The sequence below is a fragment of the Chryseobacterium sp. C2(2020) genome (genome assembly GCF_014218915.1).
In the GTDB taxonomy this organism is placed as follows: Bacteria; Bacteroidota; Bacteroidia; order Flavobacteriales; family Weeksellaceae; genus Chryseobacterium; species Chryseobacterium mucoviscidosis.
The window spans coordinates 33,151-54,897 of sequence record NZ_JACLCT010000014.1 but is presented as its reverse complement, the minus strand read 5'-3'; the positions used below and the strand labels follow the sequence as shown (position 1 = coordinate 54,897).

At 36.6% G+C, this 21,747-nt stretch carries 23 protein-coding genes; 4 read left to right on the top strand and 19 right to left on the bottom strand.

Annotated features, from left to right (window positions below; all coding sequences use genetic code 11):
• Nucleotides 1-28 precede the first annotated feature (28 nt).
• The 5 genes from H6W52_RS10055 to H6W52_RS10035 all read right to left on the bottom strand — a co-directional run bounded on the left by H6W52_RS10055 (nt 29) and on the right by H6W52_RS10035 (nt 4,393).
• Complete coding sequence (locus H6W52_RS10055) at nt 29-937, bottom strand: DUF4835 family protein (RefSeq protein WP_108409108.1); 909 nt, start codon at nt 935-937, stop codon at nt 29-31.
• Between the two features lie 36 nt (nt 938-973).
• Nucleotides 974-2,176: a bifunctional phosphopantothenoylcysteine decarboxylase/phosphopantothenate--cysteine ligase CoaBC gene (gene coaBC, locus H6W52_RS10050; protein WP_116098292.1), complete on the bottom strand. Its 1,203-nt coding sequence runs from the start codon at nt 2,174-2,176 to the stop codon at nt 974-976.
• A gap of 123 nt (nt 2,177-2,299) precedes the next feature.
• A complete protein-coding gene (locus tag H6W52_RS10045; protein ID WP_034681463.1) occupies nt 2,300-2,623 on the bottom strand; it encodes a DNA-directed RNA polymerase subunit omega in 324 nt (107 codons plus the stop codon).
• A gap of 41 nt (nt 2,624-2,664) precedes the next feature.
• Complete coding sequence (locus tag H6W52_RS10040; protein WP_087708522.1) at nt 2,665-3,660, bottom strand: outer membrane protein assembly factor BamD; 996 nt, start codon at nt 3,658-3,660, stop codon at nt 2,665-2,667.
• Between the two features lie 103 nt (nt 3,661-3,763).
• Nucleotides 3,764-4,393, bottom strand: coding sequence for a TetR/AcrR family transcriptional regulator (locus H6W52_RS10035; RefSeq protein WP_087708520.1), 630 nt, complete (start codon nt 4,391-4,393; stop codon nt 3,764-3,766).
• A 98-nt stretch (nt 4,394-4,491) separates the two neighbouring features.
• On the opposite strand from H6W52_RS10035, the gene H6W52_RS10030 reads away from it, so the two are divergent.
• From H6W52_RS10030 to H6W52_RS10015, 4 genes are all read left to right on the top strand, one after another.
• Nucleotides 4,492-5,118: a TatD family hydrolase gene (locus tag H6W52_RS10030; RefSeq protein WP_116098294.1), complete on the top strand. Its 627-nt coding sequence runs from the start codon at nt 4,492-4,494 to the stop codon at nt 5,116-5,118.
• The gene (locus H6W52_RS10025) at nt 5,111-5,836 is read left to right on the top strand and encodes a ThiF family adenylyltransferase (protein WP_116098296.1); all 726 of its coding nucleotides are present in this window, start codon (nt 5,111-5,113) and stop codon (nt 5,834-5,836) included. The genes H6W52_RS10030 and H6W52_RS10025 overlap by 8 nt, the downstream gene beginning before the upstream one ends.
• 100 nt (nt 5,837-5,936) lie before the next feature.
• Entirely contained in the window at nt 5,937-6,311 is a 375-nt protein-coding gene (gene rnpA, locus H6W52_RS10020; RefSeq protein ID WP_116098383.1) for a ribonuclease P protein component, read from the top strand.
• A gap of 126 nt (nt 6,312-6,437) precedes the next feature.
• The gene (locus H6W52_RS10015) at nt 6,438-7,046 is read left to right on the top strand and encodes a DUF4126 domain-containing protein (protein WP_116098298.1); all 609 of its coding nucleotides are present in this window, start codon (nt 6,438-6,440) and stop codon (nt 7,044-7,046) included.
• 35 nt (nt 7,047-7,081) lie between these two features.
• Here H6W52_RS10015 and H6W52_RS10010 read toward each other — a convergent pair whose 3' ends face one another.
• From H6W52_RS10010 to H6W52_RS09945, 14 genes are all read right to left on the bottom strand, one after another.
• The gene (locus H6W52_RS10010) at nt 7,082-7,273 is read right to left on the bottom strand and encodes a hypothetical protein (protein WP_116098300.1); all 192 of its coding nucleotides are present in this window, start codon (nt 7,271-7,273) and stop codon (nt 7,082-7,084) included.
• Nucleotides 7,274-7,289: 16 nt separating this feature from the next.
• Nucleotides 7,290-9,638 (bottom strand): hypothetical protein, encoded by a 2,349-nt coding sequence (locus H6W52_RS10005; protein WP_116098302.1) that lies wholly within the window; start codon nt 9,636-9,638, stop codon nt 7,290-7,292.
• Between the two features lies 1 nt (nt 9,639).
• The gene (locus H6W52_RS10000) at nt 9,640-10,188 is read right to left on the bottom strand and encodes an LptE family protein (RefSeq protein WP_116098385.1); all 549 of its coding nucleotides are present in this window, start codon (nt 10,186-10,188) and stop codon (nt 9,640-9,642) included.
• Nucleotides 10,178-10,867, bottom strand: coding sequence for a hypothetical protein (locus H6W52_RS09995; RefSeq protein WP_116098304.1), 690 nt, complete (start codon nt 10,865-10,867; stop codon nt 10,178-10,180). Before H6W52_RS09995 ends, H6W52_RS10000 begins: the two co-directional genes overlap by 11 nt.
• Nucleotides 10,868-10,885: 18 nt before the next feature.
• Nucleotides 10,886-12,178: a sigma-54 interaction domain-containing protein gene (locus H6W52_RS09990; protein WP_116098306.1), complete on the bottom strand. Its 1,293-nt coding sequence runs from the start codon at nt 12,176-12,178 to the stop codon at nt 10,886-10,888.
• An 88-nt stretch (nt 12,179-12,266) separates the two neighbouring features.
• On the bottom strand, nt 12,267-12,698 hold the full coding sequence (locus H6W52_RS09985; protein WP_116098308.1) for a hypothetical protein: 432 nt from the start codon (nt 12,696-12,698) through the stop codon (nt 12,267-12,269).
• Entirely contained in the window at nt 12,682-13,791 is a 1,110-nt protein-coding gene (locus tag H6W52_RS09980; protein ID WP_116098310.1) for a YhcG family protein, read from the bottom strand. Before H6W52_RS09980 ends, H6W52_RS09985 begins: the two co-directional genes overlap by 17 nt.
• Before the next feature lie 3 nt (nt 13,792-13,794).
• Nucleotides 13,795-15,234 carry a tRNA (N6-isopentenyl adenosine(37)-C2)-methylthiotransferase MiaB gene (gene miaB, locus H6W52_RS09975; RefSeq protein WP_116098312.1) on the bottom strand — a complete coding sequence of 480 codons (1,440 nt, stop codon included), beginning with the start codon at nt 15,232-15,234 and terminating at the stop codon, nt 13,795-13,797.
• Between the two features lie 121 nt (nt 15,235-15,355).
• Nucleotides 15,356-16,084 (bottom strand): hypothetical protein, encoded by a 729-nt coding sequence (locus H6W52_RS09970; protein ID WP_116098314.1) that lies wholly within the window; start codon nt 16,082-16,084, stop codon nt 15,356-15,358.
• Nucleotides 16,077-16,493, bottom strand: a complete 417-nt coding sequence (locus tag H6W52_RS09965) for an energy transducer TonB (protein WP_116098316.1) — start codon at nt 16,491-16,493, stop codon at nt 16,077-16,079. The genes H6W52_RS09970 and H6W52_RS09965 overlap by 8 nt, the downstream gene beginning before the upstream one ends.
• A gap of 17 nt (nt 16,494-16,510) precedes the next feature.
• Entirely contained in the window at nt 16,511-16,999 is a 489-nt protein-coding gene (locus tag H6W52_RS09960) for an energy transducer TonB (protein WP_116098387.1), read from the bottom strand.
• An 83-nt stretch (nt 17,000-17,082) separates the two neighbouring features.
• Nucleotides 17,083-18,816, bottom strand: a complete 1,734-nt coding sequence (locus tag H6W52_RS09955; protein WP_116098318.1) for a thiamine pyrophosphate-dependent enzyme — start codon at nt 18,814-18,816, stop codon at nt 17,083-17,085.
• Nucleotides 18,817-18,974: 158 nt separating this feature from the next.
• Nucleotides 18,975-20,174, bottom strand: coding sequence for a diaminopimelate decarboxylase (gene lysA, locus H6W52_RS09950; RefSeq protein WP_185117447.1), 1,200 nt, complete (start codon nt 20,172-20,174; stop codon nt 18,975-18,977).
• 247 nt (nt 20,175-20,421) lie between these two features.
• Nucleotides 20,422-21,645, bottom strand: coding sequence for a PolC-type DNA polymerase III (locus tag H6W52_RS09945; protein WP_116098320.1), 1,224 nt, complete (start codon nt 21,643-21,645; stop codon nt 20,422-20,424).
• Nucleotides 21,646-21,747: the final 102 nt, after the last annotated feature.

Here is a 21,747-nt window from a genome sequence, read left to right as displayed (position 1 = left end):
GAACTTTAGATTTCAGAATTCAAGAGAATTACTGTTTCCATTTATTCCATCTTGCTTCGGTATTTTTTGGCGAAAGGATGATCATTTCATTCTTAAGATCTCCCAAAACAATTCCTCCGTTATTTCCGGAATTGAAGATGTTGAAAATCTCATCTGCCTTCGAATCCATGAAAAGATTGAAGAAATATGCCTGTTGGAATGAGTTTTCGTATTGTTTCAGCTGCATTAAGGCATCAAAAATTACTTTTTTGCCCTGACTCTGATCCTGATTGAACAGGTTATCCAGTCCCGCTCTGTGATAAGAATAAATGGTTGCGCGAAGCTGGCTCCAGTTCGGGCTCATGATTTCTTTAATCAGAATAGAGCGGCTTCTCGGCTCGTTAATCTGCTTCCAACCGTCGTAGGTATTCTGAGATTCTCCGTTTTGTGCAATCTGCTGTGCTTTCTGATACCATTGTGTTCCTGCCATCGACTGAAAACTGTCTGCATCCATTCCCAAAATAACATAAACGTAAAAACTGATGACATCAATTAAATTTTTTCCGGAAAACTGTCTTTCGTTGAAGATAAGGTTTTCGTTTTCCACATAATCAAAAGAGAATCTGGTATCCTGAAGGTTAAGTAAGGGAGATTCATACGTTGTGTTGAAAACCGGACGAACAGCCTGTACCACAATACTTCCTCTGAAACGGTTTCCGTCTCTTTCGCTGATCACAATCGCGAAGTTGGATTTTATTTTTTCAAAATTCTGAAGTCTTTTTCCTGTCCAGCTTGTATTGTTGATGAAATCTCTCAGACTTTTCTCCAGAGCTTTGTAGGCAGACTGGTTACTTCCTCCCAATTGTTGGGAATTTACCTGTACGGTTGCCAGTAACTCCTGAGAAAAACTCTGACTGAATAAAAACAGAAGTAAAAATATGCTTAAAAATTTTTTCATTATCTACTAAAAATTGAGAACGGAAATTTATTAAAATTATTTTAAAAGTTGAGACTCAACAAAATCCAAAATGTCTTTTGCCACTTCATCTTTAGATTTCAGATCAAATTCTGTTTTTCCCGTTTTGGTAAATATCTTTATTTTATTGGTATCATTTTTAAAACCGGCTCCTTCATCACGAAGCGAATTTAAAACGATCATATCCAGATTTTTCTTTTCCAGTTTTCCTTTGGCATTTTCCTCTTCATTCTGAGTTTCCAACGCAAAACCGACTAAAAACTGATGGGTTTTCTTTTCCCCCATTGTTTTAAGAATGTCAGGATTTTTAACCAGTTCGATCGTTAAATTTTCATCATTCTTTTTGATCTTTTCCTTTGCCACTTCTTTCGGAGCGTAATCTGCAACGGCAGCACTTGCAATTCCGATGTCTGTTGTATCGTAATACTCCAGAACTTTCGATAGCATCTCTTTTGCTGAGGTTACTTTGTGTAATTCAACATTTTTATTATTGATTTTCTGAGAGCTCGGCCCCGAAATTAAGATTACTTTTGCACCTCTTCTTGCGGCGGCTTCCGCCAGAGAAAACCCCATCTTTCCAGAGGAATGGTTTCCGATGAATCTCACAGGATCAATGGCTTCATACGTTGGTCCCGCTGTAATTAAAACCGTTTTCCCTGCTAATGTTTTTTCAGTTTTGGAGTCAAAAAAATCTTCGATTGTTTGTGCTATGGTTTCCGGTTCTGCCATTCTTCCCTGCCCGATTAATCCGCTTGCCAGTTCACCGCTTTCCGCCGGAATAATATGGTGTCCGAAACTTTCTGCCAATTCCAGATTTTTTGTTGTGGACGGATGCGCATACATGTCCAGATCCATTGCAGGAGCAATAAAAACAGTACATTTTGCAGACATATACGTTGCAATTACAAGATTATCGCATAACCCATGAACCATTTTAGACAATGTACTTGCCGTGCATGGCGCAACAATCATTACGTCTGCCCACAAAGCCATTTCCACGTGACTGTTCCAAGTACCGTTATCGCTGTAAAAGTCTGAGTACACCGGATTTTTGGATAAAGTGGAAATACTGAGCTTCGTAACGAAATGTTCTGCATCAGGCGTCATAATCACCTGAATTTCGGCTCCTTTTTTTACAAAATCACGGATCAGAAAATGAATTTTATAGGCTGCAATTCCTCCGGAAATCGCGATGAGAATTTTTTTACCGGAAAGACTCATTCAATTTTAATTTTTTTAAGAATACTAAATTACTTATTTTTTCTCATAAACCTGTTCAAACAACGAAGGTCATAAAGAAAAAGATTTCCTTATGACCTTCATATATAAAAAATACACTGATTTTTATTTTCTCTCTTCAGTTTTTCTGAAGTATACATCTTCGTTCAGCCATTCTTCAATTGCAATAGAAGTCGGCTTTGGAAGTTTTTCGTAATGTTTAGAGATCTCGATCTGTTCTCTGTTTTCGAAAACTTCTTCCAATGTAGAATTATGAACAGCAAACTCGTCTAGCTTATTGTGAAGTTCTGTACGAATTTCAGCGTTGATCTGCTCTGCTCTTTTTCCCATGATAACAATCGCTTCGTAGATTGAGCCTACTTTGTCTTCAATCTTATCCTTATCGTAAGTAATGGTATTTACTTCTGCTTTTGTATCTTTTACACTCATTTTGAGAATATTAATTTTATTTAAGTTCGCAAATTTACGAATTATCTTTTAATTTTGAAAGTCGCCGCCGGCGGAGGTGTGCTAATTGCTGCACTGTCCCTCTGGATCTGCATTGCTTTCTTTTCTGCTTCTACCTGATCTTTCTCCTGCTGAACGGTTTTTGCCTGTTCCGCATTCTTCGCTTCCAGCTTTTTCTGTCTTTCCGTTAGAACGGCAATTCTTGCTTCTGTATTTTTCTTAACTACAGCAAATTCTTTCTTTTCTTTTTCAAGCTTGCTTCTGATCTCCAAAGCAGTTTTAGAAACCTCAGTGTTCGGCATTTCCTTTTCGATCTGTCTTGTGAAGGCCAATGCGCTTTCTATACGTTCATCTTTAAGATCATATACTGATTTTGTAGCCAGTTCGTAACGGGACTTTACGATATAATCATAAATCTGCGGACGAAGTTTTGTACTCGGGAAATCTTCCAGAACGTTTTCAAATGCTACATTGGCAGCTTTGTATTCTGCCATTTTGTAGTATTGTCTTGCATTTTCGTACGCTTTGAACTCAAGCTTATAAGACAGTTCGTCAATAAGCGTATTGATATTTTTAGATCTTTCGGAGTTCGGATAATTATTTAAGAAATCCTGAAGTTCGTTAATTGCTGTTTGTGTGGTAGACTGATCCAGATTATAATCCATTGAACCTTCATAGTAACACAGAGCAGACATATAAGCCGCCTCTTCCCTTCTTTTATCCTGAGGAAAGCTGATTGCAAAATTTTTAAACTGATTTCCCGCTAATCTGTAATTTTTGTCATAATAATTCGCATACGCCGAATTAAAAACCACATTGGGAGCATCATCTGTACCTGCAACAAGGTTTGGAAGTCTGTCGTAAAGTGCTAAAGCGTTTTTCCACTTCTTTTTAGCAAAGTTTTCATTGGCAGTTTTTAAGATAAGATTTTTATCCGCACTTTTCATTGCTCTTTCCTGCTTACTTACGCACGAAGCTACTACTGCTACAGTAAAAATACCTAAAATATATTTTTTCATATAAAAAGTTCAACAGTTTTCGGATTATTCAGCCGATTTACTAATTTGCAAAAATATAACTTTTTTGCCAATAGATTTTTTTTTATGATTATTTAACGTAAATTTAGTCTGCAGCGTATCCCAAAATGGCAAAAACGGTCATTAAAAGATTCATTCTCACTTTTTTCTCAGCTTCCTTTGTGTAGGTTTCCTCACTTTTGTTAGGAACATAGAGTTCATAAAAATTCCGGTTGCGAATTACGAATAAAGTAGAACCAATAATGGTGGTTAAAATATCTTCAGGTTTGGGAGTGAAGGTAAAAACACCCGAAGCTACGCCTTTTTTAATGACTTCGTCTAATTTTTTAACGAAAAGCTGATAAAAATCCAACAGTTCATCTTTTAAATTTTCTGTATGACGAAGTTCCTGTGTAACAAACCCATGGAAATAATTATACTTAAATAACTGAGAAACAATATATTTAATAATTTCTTTGAGCTGCATTTCCGGCTTCCCGTCTTTAATGGTATCTGCAAACTCTGAAAAAGTTTCTCTTGTTTTTAAAACCCTGTACTGATAAAGATACGACATCATCTTTTCCTTCGAGCCAAAATAATAGGAGATCATAGCCACATTAATATTTGCCTTAGAACAAATATCTCTCACGGAGGTTCCCTCATATCCTTTCTTTGCAATAAGTTCTTCCGCGATATCTAAAATATGTATTTGCTTTTCTGTAAATTTTTTCTTCATGAAGTGTAGTTTAAGTAAAGTTATGAAATTTTTAACAGATTTATAAACGTTCGTTTAAGAAATTTACGTTAAATCTAAATTAATACTATTTTTGAGGTATGGATTTTTTTGATTTTCATCATCATAAAAAAAATATACCAAACGGAATTTATAATCTGAATATTGAGCAGATTCCGCCGGATGTTCCGTATTCAATAGGCATTCATCCGAAAGATATTGATGTAAATAATCTTGATAATCAGTTTAAATGGATGAAAAACATGATTTTTGAAAACTGTTTTGCAATTGGTGAATGCGGTCTGGATTCTTTTGCTGAAGCTGAAGAGAAAATTCAGGAAGAAGTTTTTTTAAGACAGATAAGGTTTGCAAATGAGGTTAAAAAGCCAATAATCATTCATTGTGTACGGAAGTTTTATGAAGTGATTTCTTTTAAAAAATATGCTGAACAGCCTATGATTATTCATGGTTTTAATAAAAAAGAAAGGATAGCGGAAGATCTGCTGAAAAATAATTTTTACCTGAGTTTTGGAAAAGCCGTTTTGTATAATTTATCTTTGCAAAATACTTTGAAAATTACTCCTTTAGATAAAATCTTTCTGGAAACCGACAATGACGATTTCAGCATCGAAGAATTGTATGAGAAAGTATCTGAAATAAAGGGAATTTCGCTGGAAAATTTAAACAAACAGATTTTGGAAAATTTAGAGACAATAAAAAATGGATAAATACTGGTTGGAAAGAACGGAACTTCTCTTAAAAGAAGAAGGTTTGGAAAAGTTGAATAAAGCAACAGTTTTAGTTGTCGGTTTGGGTGGTGTCGGTTCTTTTGCAGCAGAATTCCTTGCAAGAGCCGGAGTCGGAAACATGACGATTGTAGACGGCGATACGGTAGATATCACCAACATTAACAGACAGTTGCCTGCTCTACATTCCACAGTAGGAAAACATAAAGTTGAAGTAGTTGCTGAAAGATTGTTAGATATTAACCCAAAACTTAACCTCATCAAAATCAACGAATTCCTGAATCCTGAAAGAATGGAAGAAATTCTTGACAACGGAAAGTTTGATTATGTTCTGGACTGTATCGACAGTGTAACGCCTAAACTTTGCCTGATAAAAGCAGCAAAAAAGAGAAAAATAAAACTTGTAAGTTCCATGGGAGCGGGAGGAAAAACCGATCCGAGCAAAGTGATGGTGAAAGACATCAGCAAAACCCAGAACTGCTATCTCGCAAAACAGGTAAGAAAAAGACTTCGAAAAGAAAAAATAAACAAAGGATTTAAATGTGTTTTTTCTGATGAGCTGCAAAAAGACGACAGTTTAAAAATGACGGACGGAACGAATTATAAAAGATCTTTTTACGGAACCATCAGCTTTATTCCTGCAATTTTCGGACTGTATGCCGCAGCGGAAGTCATCAATTATTTAACCAAGAAAAATTAATTTTTCCCGCAGATTTTAAGGACAATCAAAAATCTTTTTGCCTGAATTTTTAAAATCTGTGGGAAAACCATCTTACAAATCCTATCTTTACAGTCCGTACATGACAAACTTCAGATATCCCAGAGCCGAAAAACTCAAGAAAAATACCGAGATCTCTTTACTTTTCGAAAAAGGTAAATGGAGAACGAATGGGAATCTGAGAATCATTATCCTTAAAAACAAACCGACAACTCCTGTTGAAAGCACGAAATTTGCGGTTTCGGTTTCCAAAAAATATTTTAAAAAAGCGGTTCACAGAAACCGCATCAAAAGACTTTTAAGAGAATGTTACCGTCTGAATAAAGATCTTTTTAAAGAAGCTTTCGGCGATAAAACAATGGCAATGATGTTTTGGGCTTCCCCGGAAATGCCTGAAAAATTTCAGGATGTAGAAACGCAGTTTATCAAACTTTGTCAGGCTCAGAAGAAGTCTTAATTTTTTCTATCGCTTATTTTTCCGTTTATTTTTTAAGTTGAATTTCATTCACAGTATTTTTATCAGAAAATTTCTCAGAATTTATTTTTTTGTACCTTCGGGAAAACAATCAATCTGAAAATTAATATGTTAGACAACGTTCCTTATTTACCCTATCTTCTGAGTGCGTTTATTGGTATCGGACTGGCTGCAGCAAGCGGATTCAGAGTATTTCTTCCGATGTTTGCCGTAAGTCTTGCTTCTTATATGCACTGGATTCCCATGAACGAAAATTTTGAATGGCTTTCCGGACTTCCCACTTTAATCACAACCGGAATTGCGACCATTGTAGAAATTTTAGCCTATTACATTCCTTTTATAGACCATTTGCTGGACACGATTTCTGTTCCGATGGCGACGATTGCGGGTTCTGTTCTGTTTGCCAGTCAGTTTGCAGATCTGGGAACTTTTCCACAGTGGGCTTTAGCTTTAATTGCGGGAGGGGGAACTGCAGCCACCATCAGTTCGGGATTTGCGGGACTTCGGGCTGCATCTACGGCAACAACGGGAGGTTTGGGAAATTCGGTCGTCGGAACTGCAGAAACAGCCGGAGCAGGAATCATGGCATTTCTGGCAATGGCAGCTCCTGTTATTGCCGGAATCTGTGCAATTTTAATTGTGATAGGAGTTATCATGTTCGGGCGAAAACTATGGCGGAAATTCAGGAAAAATAAAGAACTTCCTCAACAGACATAAAAAATAAAGAGCGGAAAATTTTTCCGCTCTTTTGTTTATTTTACTTTCCTGTTATAATTTCCAAGAAGAATTCCTAAAGGACCTATGACGGGAAAAAGGATTAACGCCATATAAGGCAGAATTCCAGATTTTGTTCTCAACAGAACAGCAATTGCCGCAATGTATAAGATGATGACCGCAACCGCACCAAAAAGGATATGAAAAGCGTTAATAGACAATAAGCTCATTGGTTCGTTTTTTAGGTTATCCTTTGGTTCTGAAATCTTTAATTTCCTGAATTTTACCTTCGTAATATTTTTTCTTTTCAGGGGTTTTCTTGATCAGAATTTCAAATGCTTTTATGGCTTTGGTATATAATTTCTGTTCAAAATAAAGATTTGCCAGTGTTTCTGTCATCAAATGCGAGATATCGTCTCCTTTTTCTTTCACGACAAAAGTGCTTTCTTCTTTTAACTGACTGATTCTCGGATTGTTTTCGATAAAAGTCTCAATCACTTTTGTTTTCAGATCGGGTTTCTCCTCTTTAGGTTTTTCTTCCGTTCTGTCGATTTTCAGCCAGCTCTGCCATGTATTGATAAATCCCGGAACATTGCTGTCGAAGGTATTCGGTTTGGCTGTTTTTGCAGGTTTATCCACAGGAATTTCAACTGTTTTTTCTTCTTTGCTTTCCTGTTTGGGTTCTTCTGTCATTTTTTCTTTTTCTGGTTGAGGAATCGTCCATCCCGATCCGAAAAACGAAACGTTCATTACCGGAACTTCCTCTTTATTTTCTTCTGAATTCTCAGAAATATTTTCATCCGTGATTTGTTCAACGGCATCTTCAGAGATTTCAGAAACTACACTTTCTTCCTCAGAATTCGGCTCAGTTTCGGCTTCTGCTGTTTGCTTCTGCTCTGCAATCTCTGATTGAAGAATTTCTGCTGCTTCATCTGCTTTCTGCTCTTCAGTTTTAGGCTGAACAACTTCAGGAGATTTACTGATCAGAGAATCCGGAAGATTGGAATCAAAAGACATTGGTTTCCACGCAGACTGAACTTCCGCTTCTTGTTCTTTTGCCGGAATTTCTTCTTTTTCTTCACTGACTTCGGCTTTTGGTTCCTCTGTCTGTTCAGAATTACTTTCTGCTACTGGATTTTCCGTTTTAATTTCTTCCTGAGTTTCCGTTTCAACAGGTTTTACTTCAAAACTTTGGGTTTCGGCAAAACTGATGTCGTGACCGATATTTTCAGGCTCTTCTTCTTTTTTATGTTCTTCCGCAGCCGCTTTTTCTTTCATCTTTTTCTCCACTTCCTCAATCAGACGGCGCATTTCATCTTCATGTTTATTGAGGTTAAGCTGAGGTACTTCTGCAATTTTATCTTCTGTATTTGCCTGAATTTTCACTTCCGGAAGGAAAGATTCTGTTCCGTGGAAACTTAGTTCAGCATCATTCTGAACAACCTTTTCTTCTTTCTCGGATGAAATTTCATCTTCATCAATAATCGTTTCAGGCGTAAATTCTGCGGACTCTTCTGATGAAATTATTTCTGAATTTTCAGACTGGCTGCCTTCATTTTTTGGTTCTTCAACAGATTCATTTGCAGAAACCTGTACTTCCGGAAGGAAAGCTTCTGTTTCATGGAAGCTTAATTCTGATTCGTCTAAAACTTCTTCTTTTTCAGTTTCAGTATTTAGATTTCCCTCTTCAATAATGGTTTCAGGAGTGAAACCTGAAATTTCTTCAGAAGATTTTTCCTCTGAATTTTCAGATTCGTTTAAGGCATTTTCAGAAGTCTCTTGTTTTTCTTCTTCTACTGTTTTATTTTCTTCATCAGCCTGAATGTCAGAAACAGTTTCCTGTTCATAAGACTCCGGCTCTGAATTATCTGTTGGTTTATTTTCAGAAACTGATTTTTCTTCTTCAGTAGCATTTTTAGGAACAGATTCCTCATTTTCTTCTGCAATCGGAAGAATATTTTCAGCCGGTTTTTCTTCCGAAACAGGCTCTTCTTTTTTCTCAGCTTTCTGGGTTACGATAGAACCGGATTCCAGTGTGGATTCGAGATCAATAGTTTCAAAAGTATCTTCTTCAAGGAAATTTTCCTCTCCTTCGAACAGAATTCTGTTTCGCTCTCCGTTTACATACAAATGTTTAATTTCTTCTCTCGGAGGCGGAAGAATACGATCTGTTTCTTTAGTTTCTGCAACGGCTGGTAGAGATTCCTCAACAATTTGCGGTTGAGTTTCGCTTGCAGGATTTTTCTCTCTTTTAAGTGGAAAACTTCCCGCTTTTTTCTGATATAGAATTTTAAGCGGATTTTCTGAAGGAATATTTTTTTCCTTTACCGTTTCCAGTTTTATTTCAGGTTTTGGTTTCTGCTGAATTTTACCGTTAATCAGCTGATAAAGGATTTTTTTATCTGTGGTATAAGCGGCTGTTGTAGAAAGTACTGTCTGATAATTGTCTTTATCATACAGATGCACCCCATACAAATACAACGCTCTGATATTCTGAATATAGGGAAAAGAATTAATCTCTTCTTTCAGAAGATGGAGATCCTCTGACTGAATGTTTTTCGGGGTCTTTAATAATTCTAAAACTCTATGATTCATCTTACCAGTTCGCTACAATATCGTTAAATATCTTGTTTATAATTCTGTCTGTTGCAATTTTCACCTGAGAAGATTCTATCTCAGACTGGGAAAGATTGCTGTTGAACACCGCTTCATCACTGTATGTTCTGTCGAAACTAAGCTCCGGATGAAGTTTGTTCTCGTAATGAACTTTTACAGTAATGGTAAGTTTATTCTGGGATTCCTGTATTACACCTCCTGAATTGGTAGAAACCGTATTGGAACTGATGGTTGTGGGTGTAATAGAATAATCTGTAATTTCACCTTCTACCAAAATGTCCGGATTTTCCTTCGTTCCTTTCAAAGTCGTTCTCTGCAGGAACCTGTTTTGGATATCCGTAGAAAACTGCTGTGACAATGTAGGGTTTACCAAAGGTGCATTGTTGGGAAATTCATTGATCTGAATTGTTTTTTCATCTTTAAGAGATGATCCCGTAAAACTGTAACACGAGTTCAGCACTGATAAACACAGCACCAAAAGCCAAAATTTCGGCTGTACGATTTTAATATTTTTAATTTTAAAATTCATTTTTAATTCCAATTTCCTGAATTTCGTCATAAGTAACCTGCTTCAATGCATCTTCGTATGCAAAATAATGAGAAGCGTATGCAAAAGGTATTGTAAAAATCAAGCCAATAAAACATGCTATAACTCCTAACTGAGATAAAAATCCTACCGCCAGTGAATATAAAAAGATGGACCAAAGGTTTCCTTTACTCATCACCGAAGAGATTTTCCATGCCTGTTTAATCTCTGTAACTCCTGCAAGTGAAATTAAAGCGGGCATATAAAAACCTTTCAGGGCTACAAATAAAATCCCAACATACACAAAAAACATATAAATGAAAAAAAATGCGGGCGGTCCGGCGGAAGGATCCTGTTCTCCCATTGCGACCATCATGATAAACATGGGAATATAAATAACCATTATTCCTGCGAATAAAATAAGCTGAATCATAAAGTAAGGCGTGAAATTATCAAAATTGAAAATATCTCCTGCGCTTACCTGTCTTCCGGCTCTTAAATCACGGCAATATTTATAAAAATTTCCCACTGCCAAAAGTCCGCAAAAAGGAATGATCGACATAATCATTGCAAGGAAGAAAGCGCCCAACAAATTTCCAAAATTTGCTTTGTAGAATTCGTATCCGTCGCTGATGTAATCTCCTAATTTGAAATTGACCGGTTTTGCATTAATTTTCACCATGATTTAATTTTTAGTTTATTATTCTTCTAAGTTATACTGTTTTATTTTTCTGTACAAAGTTCTTTGGGAAATTCCCAGTTCATCCGCTGCCTTATTTCTTCTTCCTTTATGCTTTTCCAATGCTTTGATAATCAAATCTTTTTCGTTATTCTGAAGGGATAAAGATTCGGGTCTGTTTTCTTCAATTTCAATATCTTCAATATCTTCGTAGCTGTTGTCCGGCTCTGAAATAATTGTCGGATTCTGAACTACCGGATTATGATTATTATTGTTTTCAAAATACAGTAAAGAACCGGGAGCCACATTCTGCTGTGTTTCAGGAGTATAAATTCTGTTGATTAAATTTTTCTCGTGACTGCTCAGATCAGATGTTCCTCTGTTTTTTATCAATTCCGAAGTTAAGGATTTTAAATCATTAATATCGTTTCTCATGTCAAATAGAATTTTGTACATGATTTCTCTTTCGCTTCCGAAATCGTTCTGCTTTGGCGTATTTGGTGTATTGACAACCATCGGAAGATGTGATTCCATGGGAATATATTCCGCCAGTTTTTCAACGGCTACGTGTCTGTTCCTTTCTACGACCGTCATTTGTTCCACTAAATTTCTTAACTGACGAATATTTCCGGGGAACGTATAATTTTCGATATAATGTACCGCACTTGGCTCAAGTTCAAGTTCCGGCATTCTGTATTTTTCAGCAAAATCGATGGCAAATTTTCTGAAAAGCAAATGAATATCCCCTTTTCTTTCGCGCAAGGGCGGCATATCAATCTGCACTGTATTGAGACGATAATAAAGGTCTTCACGGAATCTTCCGTCCTGAATTGCCTTCATCATGTTCACATTTGTTGCAGCGACAATTCTTACATTGGTTTTCTGAACCTGTGAAGAACCTACTTTCATAAATTCGCCGCTTTCCAAAACACGAAGTAAACGAACCTGCGTCTGTAAAGGAAGTTCTCCCACCTCATCTAAAAAGATCGTTCCGCCATCGGCAACTTCGAAATATCCTTTTCTGGTTGCTGTAGCTCCTGTAAATGCTCCTTTTTCGTGTCCGAACAGTTCGGAATCAATCGTTCCTTCGGGAATTGCACCACAGTTCACGACAATATAAGGTTGATGTTTCCTTTTGGATTCTGAATGGATAATTTTCGGAATAAATTCTTTCCCCACTCCACTTTCCCCCATCACAAGGACTGAAATGTCGGTTGGTGCGACCTGTATGGCTTTTTCCAAAGCACGGTTTAAAGCCGGAAAGTTTCCGATAATTCCGAAGCGGTTTTTTATATTTTGAAGCTCGTTGCTCATAAGTAAATTTTTAGATTATTGATTTGAATAGGATTTACATTAATCTCTGTAAATCTGCTGTTTAGTTTAAAAATAATTGGATTTAAATTTAACTTACAACGTCCAAATAATCTTTATTTCTGACTTTTGAAACTCTGGTTTTAAAATATAAAATTTCAGCAAAGAGATTTTCTCTGCGGTTCTTTTCAAAATTTTTCAGGAGCTGATCATGTTTTTCTTTTTCAGAAAAATCTCCTCCCGTTTTATTTTGTTGAAAATTGTTCTTTTGCTTATATGGGAAAATTTTACCGATAAGATCAATCGCGTTATGCTTTTGGCTGATCGTTATATTCTGTACAGGTTTTTCTTTTGTACAGGTTTCCGGCAAATCTTCATAACCCTGATTTAAAATCCGGTTATAAAGCTCATAAAGATGTTTACAGTCTTCACTTTCGGCTGTTCCGTTGGAAATTTGAGCCGAAATATTGCTGCAGATTATTACCAACAATACACTTAGGCAATATTTATGAAATTTTTCCATTGTCTGAGTTTAAAATGTTAATAAAATCTTGTTTACTTGGCAATATGGTAAAATACTTACTTGCAAAAATCTGTTCGTTATCTTCCGGTAAAGTATATCTTACCAAAGCTTCACTTTTATCCTGACAAAGAACAATGCCTATGGTTTTATTTTCGCCTTCAAGGCGTTTTTCTCTATCGTAATAGTTGACGTACATCTGCATTTGCCCGATATCCTGATGTTTGAGTTCGCCGATTTTTAAATCTATTAAGACAAAACATCTCAAAACTCTGTTGTAAAACACCAAATCTATACGGAATTGCTTTTCATCAAAGGTTATTCTGTCCTGTCTTGCAACAAAGGTAAATCCGGTTCCTAATTCCAGAAGAAAATGTTCCAGTTTATCAATTAATTCGGACTCTAATTCGTTTTCAGAATAATGAGGTTTTTCAGACAGTCCCAGAAATTCCAAAACATAAGGATCTTTGATGAGGTCTTTGGGCTTTTCTATAATTTGTCCTTTTTCAGCTAGCTGAAGAATCTCTTCTTTATTTTTGCTTAAAGACAGTCTTGCATATAAAGCAGAATCATACTGTCTCTGCAATTCTCTTAGGCTCCAGTTGTTTTTATAACTTTCAATTTCGTAGAACTTCCTTTCATTACTATCATTGATTCTCATTAACTTCAAATAATGAGACCATGAAAGGTTGAATTTTATAGAATCTTGCCGGGCTGGTTTTTGATTTGTTATTACTCCCGATTCGTCAGACAGTGTTTGTCCTTTTTCATTATGCTTATCCGAATCTTGCAAAAAGACAGACGGTGTTTGTCCTTTTGAATAGACAATATAAAATTGCCTAATTTGTTTAAGATTTGAAACAGAAAACCCCTTACCAAATTTCTCTGTAAGATGTAATGACAAATCTTTAAGAACAGCTTTTCCATATTCCGCTCTGTCTTCCCCATTTTGTTCATCTTCCACAATCATTCTTCCTATTTCATAATAAGTAAGAACAATGGTTTGATTAACGGCAACAACAACTTTATTTCTGGCATTTTCCAATAACGCAGAAATATCATTTAAAAGTTGCTTTGTCGTTAAATCGTCAGACATATTTTATTTTGAAACCGTTTCCCCTAAAAGTGTGCCCTGTGTATTGTCAAAAACAAAAACGTCCACAATGTCACCAATTTTCTGACCTTCCAGTTTATCGAAAACGCAAACTGCATTCTGGGAATTTCTTCCTTTCCATTGGTTTTCGTTCTTTTTGGAAGTTCCTTCAATTAAAATCTGGTGAACTCTTCCTACATAAGATTTCATTCTTTTTCTAGACAGTTCTCCCTGTAAAGCAATGATTTCTGCCAAACGTCTCTGTTTAACGTCTGCCGGAATATTGTCCTCCATCTTTTTGTGAGCAGGAGTTCCCGGTCTTTCTGAGTAAGCGAACATATAACCGTAATCATATTCCACTTCTCTCATCAAGCTTAATGTATCTTGGTGATCTTCTTCTGTTTCGTTGCAGAAACCGACGATCATATCCTGAGAAAAAGCAACTTCGGGAACGATTTCTTTTGCTTTTTTAATTAAATCTAAATATTCTTCGCGGGTGTGCTGTCTGTTCATGGCTTCCAGCATATTGTTGCTTCCGCTCTGAACCGGAAGGTGAACATATTTACAGATGTTATCGTGTTTTGCCATCATTCTGAATACATCCAGACTCATATCCTGCGGATTGGAAGTAGAGAAACGGATTCTCATTTCAGGAACGGCTTTCGCAACCAGATCAAGCAATTGGGCAAAATTTACGGCTGTAGCTTTCTGCATTTCAGATGCTTTGGCGAAATCTTTTTTAGGACCGCCTCCATACCAAAGGTAAGAATCTACGTTTTGTCCTAATAAGGTAATTTCTTTATACCCGCTTTCCCAAAGGCTTTTGCACTCATCCAGAATAGAATGTGGATCACGGCTTCTTTCTCTTCCTCTCGTGAAAGGAACAACGCAGAACGTACACATATTATCGCAACCTCTTGTAATCGTAACGAACGCTGTAACCCCATTTCCGCCTAAACGAACCGGATTGATATCTGCATATGTTTCTTCTTTTGAAAGAATTACGTTGATGGCATCTCTTCCGTCTTCAGTTTCTTTTAAAAGGTTAGGCAAGTCTCTGTATGCATCGGGACCAACCACAAGATCCACCAACTGTTCTTCTTCTAAGAATTTGGTTTTCAGTCTTTCAGCCATGCAGCCCAAAACACCGACCGTCATGTTCGGTTTTTCTTTTTTCAGGTTTTTGAACTGAGAAAGACGCATTCTTACCGTTTGTTCTGCTTTTTCACGGATGGAACAGGTGTTTAAAAGAATTAAATCTGCTTCTTCCGCTTTTAAAGTGGTATTATACCCCTGTTCATTAAGTATGGATGCAACAATCTCAGAGTCAGAGAAATTCATCTGACAACCGTAGCTCTCCAAGAATAATTTCTTTGAGTTTTCTGCTTTTTCCGCAATGGCAAAAGCTTCTCCCTGTTTTGTTTCGTCTATATATTTTTCCTGCACGATAATCGAATTTGAGGTTTTTAGGTTTAAGGTTTAGAGCACATCACTTTGAACTCAAAACATAAAACTTTGAACCAATTGAATTTGCAAAGATACAAAATATTGTGACAGAATGTCAGGATTATCTTTCATAGAAATTTGTAGAAAAATTCTTGGGGTAAACTATTTTATCTTTTATAGGAATATTAGAATATAAAGCCGGTTTCCAGACTTTTTTAAGTCGAGACAAAGTTCTCAGAAAATCGATATTAAATTTTGGATCATAAATCTCAGGATAGATTCTGGGATTTGTAATTTCTCCTTTTTGATTGATATAAAACTCCAAATTAACGTTGCCATTAATGTGATAGTCTGTGAACAAACTCATAAACTCATCATGAAAATCCTTTCTAAATCTCTCGTACCCTTTTGGATACTGTGCAGACAAAACATAATTATTCGCGTTATATCCTTCTTTATAATTTTCCATAACATCATTCGGATACAATATGAATTCTGCCAAAGCCCCGAATTTACCACCTTTCACTTCCGCGGGTTTCCAGTGTTTCAGATTTTTCAGAAGTTCAAGCGACAGATCGTATGCGCATCTGTTTTTTGCAATATTTGCAGTGTCGTTGTCTTTTACCAGTTTCACAGCCGCATCTTTTGTTACCACAAATCTTGGCTGATAAATTTCCTGATCACTGCATTTTTTAAAGTTAGCTGCTGCTAAATAATCATGAGCTTCTTTGTAAAAATTCACCATTCCGCCTTCATAAAATTCCTGATTTTTAGGATATTCATCTAAAACCTGAGCATTCGATACAAAAAAGATGACGATTGCAGAAAAAATCAAAAACTTTTTAATCATGGTCGTAAGTATTGGTACTGAAATTCACCTTCATAACAAATTTTGAATCGACCGGAACGCCGTTCTTCTTTGCGGGAGTCCATTTTCCTTTTACTTTTTTCGCCGCATATTTCATATCGTCGATAAACATTTCATTGTTTTTGAATTTCGGAAGAACATCGATCTGGCTGATTTTTCCTCTGGAATCAATATTAAACACAAAGGTAACTTTTCCCTGAATAGCATACAGAGCCATATCAATATAGGCATGAACCATATTCATGAATTCTTTCTGAAATGCCTGATCGCCTCCCGGAAATTCTGCTTTCTGGTAACTTTCCGCTGTCTGCTGAACCTGAGTTGTATTTTCCTGAGAAAAGCCTTTACCGCCAACAAGCAATAAAGGTAAAATTAAAAGATATTTTTTCATGGTTATTAAAAGTTGTCTTATACATCTGTTGCAATGGAAGACAGATTCATTTTTATTTTGATCTGAGATGTTACAGGCTGTCCGTTGCAGCTTGCAGGAATCCAGTTTTTCTTGATTCTTCTTACGACATATTTCATATCATCAAAAAACACATGACTGTTTGAAACTTTCGGGCTTCCTTCGATATTGGTGACTTTTCCGTTTTGGTCTACGGTAAGGGTAAATGTGAAATCACCGTTCAGCACATAAAAATCTGTATTCAGGTAATCGTACATATATTTTCTCAGCATTTCTTTGTAAGCGGGAATTCCGCCTTCGAAACTTGCCGCCTTAAAATCGTTACAGTTTTTTACGGCTACCTGCAACAGAGGCTCTTTTATATCTATTTTGAGAATATTTTTATTGTTCTCCGTCATAAAATTATCATCTCTTTCTTCTACATCATTAAATTGGGCAAAAGCAAAATTTGATGCAAAAAACGTAAGAAGTATTAGTATCGTTCTCATAGGATTTTTCATTAAAATTAAATTTACTTAAACAAAGATAATACTTAAACCAATGGGAGAAAAGCATTATCTGATGATGGATATTACAATAGATCTTTAATGTGTTTGTAATTGCTTTTCACAGTGTCGAGTGCTTCTTCCATTTTTCCTCCCAACATAAGCTGAGCCATGGATTTTGTCATTCCTAAAACCTGAGCGGCTTCAATTTTCGGCGGTAAAGCCAGTGCATTCGGATTGGTAAAAATATTTAAAAGATAAGAACCGTTATGATCAAGACATTCTTTAATGGCAGCTTCCACATTTTCAGGTTTGTTTACATTTTTTCCGGGATATCCCATTGCATGAGCAATCATTGCAAAATCCGGATTCACCATATCTGTTTCGTTGTCCGGCATTCCCCCGACTTCCATTTCCAGTTTTACCATTCCTAAAGACCGGTTATTGAACACAATAATTTTCACCGGCAATTTATACTGAAAAATCGTTGCCATATCTCCCAAAAGCATGGATAAGCCTCCGTCGCCGCACATAGCAATAACCTGTCTTTCAGGATATGCTAAAGAAGCTCCAATCGCCATCGGCATCGCATTCGCCATCGAACCGTGATTGAAAGAACCCAGCATTTTCCGTTCTCCGGTTCCTGTGATGTATCTTGCGCCCCAAACACAACACATTCCTGTATCTACCGTAAAAATGGCATCTTTCTTTGTCAGTTTATCCAATGTGTGGGTAACAAACTCCGGCTGAATGGCATTTTCGGTTCCAGGATCTTTCACATACGTAAGCTGATTTTCTTTAACCTTTTCATAAAACTCAAGCTGCTGTTTAAGGAAATTGGCATCAGTCTTTTCTTTCAATAATGGTAAAAGTGCTTTGATGGTTTCTTTTACATCGCCCGTTAATCCCAGTTCCAGTTTAGCTCTTCTTCCCAAACGTTCGGGCGCTTCATCAATTTGTACAATTTTGTTTTTGACGGGCATAAATTTCTCGTAAGGGAAATCTGTCCCCAGAAGAATCAGAAGATCGGCTTCGTGCATGGCATGATAAGCAGAAGGAAGTCCCAGAAGTCCGGTTAAGCCTACTTCATTGGGATTATTGGGCTGAATAGACATTTTTCCGCGGAAAGAATATCCCACCGGAGCTTTTAAATATTTTGAAAGTTCCACAACTTCCGGATTGGCATTTTCCGCACCGATTCCGCAATAGATCGTTACTTTTTTACTGTCGTTGATTAAATCTGCGAGTTCTTTTAATTCTTCATCTGAAGGACGAATAACAGGATTTGTTCTGAAAATTTTATTGGAAGTCACCGCTTCTTCTGCATCCAGCTCCGAAACGTCTCCCGGAAGACCGATTACCGCAACGCCTTTTTTGGAAATTGCATGCTGAATTGCCGTCTGTACCGTCCGCTGAACCTGTTCCGGTCTTGTAATCATTTGGTTATAATGACTACAATCGTCGAATAACTTAATGGTGTTTGTCTCCTGAAAATAATCCATCCCCATTTCTTCACTTGGAATCGTGGAAGCAATAACCAGCATCGGAACATGAGAACGGTGTGCCTCATAAACACCATTGATTAAATGAACGTGTCCCGGTCCGCAGCTTCCGGCGCAAACTGCAAAACCATCCAGTTCCGCTTCCGCAGCAGCGGCATACGCTCCTGCTTCTTCGTGTCTTACGTGAATCCATTCGATGCTGCTTTTTTTAACGGCTATATTTAAATGGTTTAAACTGTCGCCTGTAACGGCATAAATTCTTTTCACATTGGCGTTTTCGAGCATTTCTACAATTTGCTCTGCAATATTTTTAGCCATATTTTGATGTTTTAGTGTTGATGTTTCAGAAATATTTTGGAATGGACTGGTAATGTAGAGATGTAAAGATTATGCCAAGAGCGTAAAATAAATATTAAAAAACAATAAAAAAAGCTCCGCATTTTGCGGAGCTTCCATATATCTTCGAGCCGGATTAACTACAATACCTCGATCTGATTTTTCAAAAGATCTTCGAATTCATCTCTTTTTCTGATAAGGTGTGCTTTTCCGTCTAAAAACAGAACTTCGGCAGGTTTTAACCTTGAATTAAAGTTGGAACTCATCTCAAAACCGTAAGCTCCTGCATTGTGGAACGCCAGAATGTCGCCTTCTCTTACTTCATTAAGCTTTCTGTCCCATGCAAAAGTATCTGTTTCGCAGATGTTTCCTACCACGGTATAAATTCTTTCCGCTCCTTTCGGGTTCGATAAGTTTTCGATCACATGATACGAATCGTAGAACATCGGACGGATCAGATGGTTGAATCCTGAATTCACCCCGACAAAAACTGTTGCCGTTGTTTGTTTAATCACGTTGGCTTTCACCAGTAAATATCCGCTTTTTCCGACAAGGAATTTTCCCGGTTCGAACCATAATTCGAATTTTTTTCCGGTTGATTTTGAAAATTCGGAGATTACTTTTTCCACTTTTTTTCCTAATGTTTTTACGTCGGTTTCTTCTTCGGTGTCCTGATAAGGAATTTTGAAACCACTTCCCATATCCAGATATTTCAGATTCGGGAAATGTTCGGATAATTCCAGCATGATCTCCAAAGCCTGAAGAAAAACATCCGGATCTTTGATCTCGCTTCCGGTGTGCATATGAAGACCTTCCACATTAAGGTTGGTAGATTTCATCACTCTTTCGATATGACGAACCTGATGGATGGAAATCCCGAATTTACTGTCGATATGTCCTGTAGAAATTTTATAGTTTCCGCCGGCAAAAATATGCGGGTTGATTCTTACTAAAATCGGGTAAGAGTTTCCGTATTTGTTCCCGAACTGCTCCAGAATAGAAATATTATCGATATTGATGTGCACCCCGAAAGTCATCGCTTCTTCGATCTCGGCGAGATCCACACAATTGGGTGTAAAAAGTATTTTTTCTTTTGGAAAACCTGCTTTTAAACCTAGTTTTACTTCATTGATGGATACACAATCTAATGAAGCTCCCAGATTTTTCACGTACTTCAGGATGTTGATATTGGTAAGCGCTTTCGCTGCGTAGAAAAACTTTGTGTGTTTTAGGAAAGAAGAGGTAAGTTTCTCGTATTGTGTTTTAATGGATTCGGCATCGTAAACATACACCGGGGTGCCAAACTCATTGGCAATCTTTAATAATTCTTTTGAATTCATAATTTCTTTTTAGCATAAAAAAGGCAGATTCTTCGGAAAAAGAGTCTGCCATTAACATTATTTTTTATGCAATACAACTCTTTTATACATTCCAAACCTTAGAGAACTTTACAGTTCCCTTTTTACCGGTTTTATGTTGTTTAAAATTTAGCATTGCTTTCTTTAATTTTTTACAAAAATACTAATTCTTTTTTACTTTTAAAAAACTGATTTTAAAATGATTCCTTTCAGATTCAGTCGTGTTCTATTATTTCGGTAAAGGCAGGGTTTCAAAATCTCCTCTCAGCAAAGCCAGCTGCAGCTCATTAACGAGGTCTGCAGACTGTGAAAGCAGATCGATCTTTAATTTATTTAGCTTGCCTAAAGTCTGAATCTGCGTGAAAAGTTCATAAAAACCATAAGAAACCACTTTTCCGTTTTCGACAATCAAAAACAGTTTTTCTCCCAGTTTTCTGCCTTGTCCCAGCCAAAGTTCATTTCGTTTTCTGAATTCGATTTTCTTTTTAAAAACTTCTATATCATTATATTCTTCGAACTTTCCGATGAACTGTACCGCTTTCGAGCCTTGTGTAAAAGACCTGAATTTCAAAATCGGTTTTTCCAGTTTATTCAGCTTGTTTTTTTCCACCACATATTTTCCGTTTCTGCAATACAGACCGAAAGGAAGGATTTCTCTTTTTTTAACTCCTTTTGAATTCAGAATCAGCTTGGCAATAATATCCGTTCCTGTGAGTTCGTAATTGATCTGTTCAACGTCTTTCTGAATGGCTTCCCATTTTTTAGATTTGGAATTGAAAACTTTTTTCGAAAATTTATTAATATCCTGAACATGATCGGAAAAAATGATCTTTCCCGCTTCATTCTGAAAATACACAAAGCCTTTTTCATTGGGAAGATCCTGCGTTAATTCCTTGATTTTGTTGATGTAAGTCTTGGAATTGGTTTCATCATGCTGTTTCTGAATAATTTCATTTTCCGTGTCTTTTGAAATCAGAAGTTTGAATAATTCCAACGTTGCTCTTGCATCGCCTTCTGCTCTGTGATGATTGGTTAGAGGAATTCCTAAAGATTTCACCAGTTTTCCGAGAGAATAGCTTACCTCATCCGGAATCAGTTTTTTAGCTAAAGGAATTGTATCTAAAGTATTGATTTTAAATTCGTAGCCTAATCTTTGAAACGACTGGCGAAGCATTCTGTAATCAAAATCTATGTTATGACCTACTAAAGTTGTATTTGCCGTAATTTCAACAATTCTACGCGCAATTTCATGGAATTTCGGTGCAGTTTTAACCATTTTCGGGGTAATATTGGTTAATTTCTGCACAAAAGGGGTAATATCACTTTCGGGGTTTACCAATGAAATAAACTGGTCCACAATTTTCTGACCGTCATATCTGTAAACCGCAATATCGATAATGCATTCTTTCCTGTAACCTGCACCATTACTTTCTATGTCTATTATTGAATACATTTAAATTTTTTACAACTTCTTTTGGATTAACGATTCATTTCCTTTACTTCTGGAAACATAACTTATGCCAATACATCAATAGAAATAAGGCAATTCTGCTAA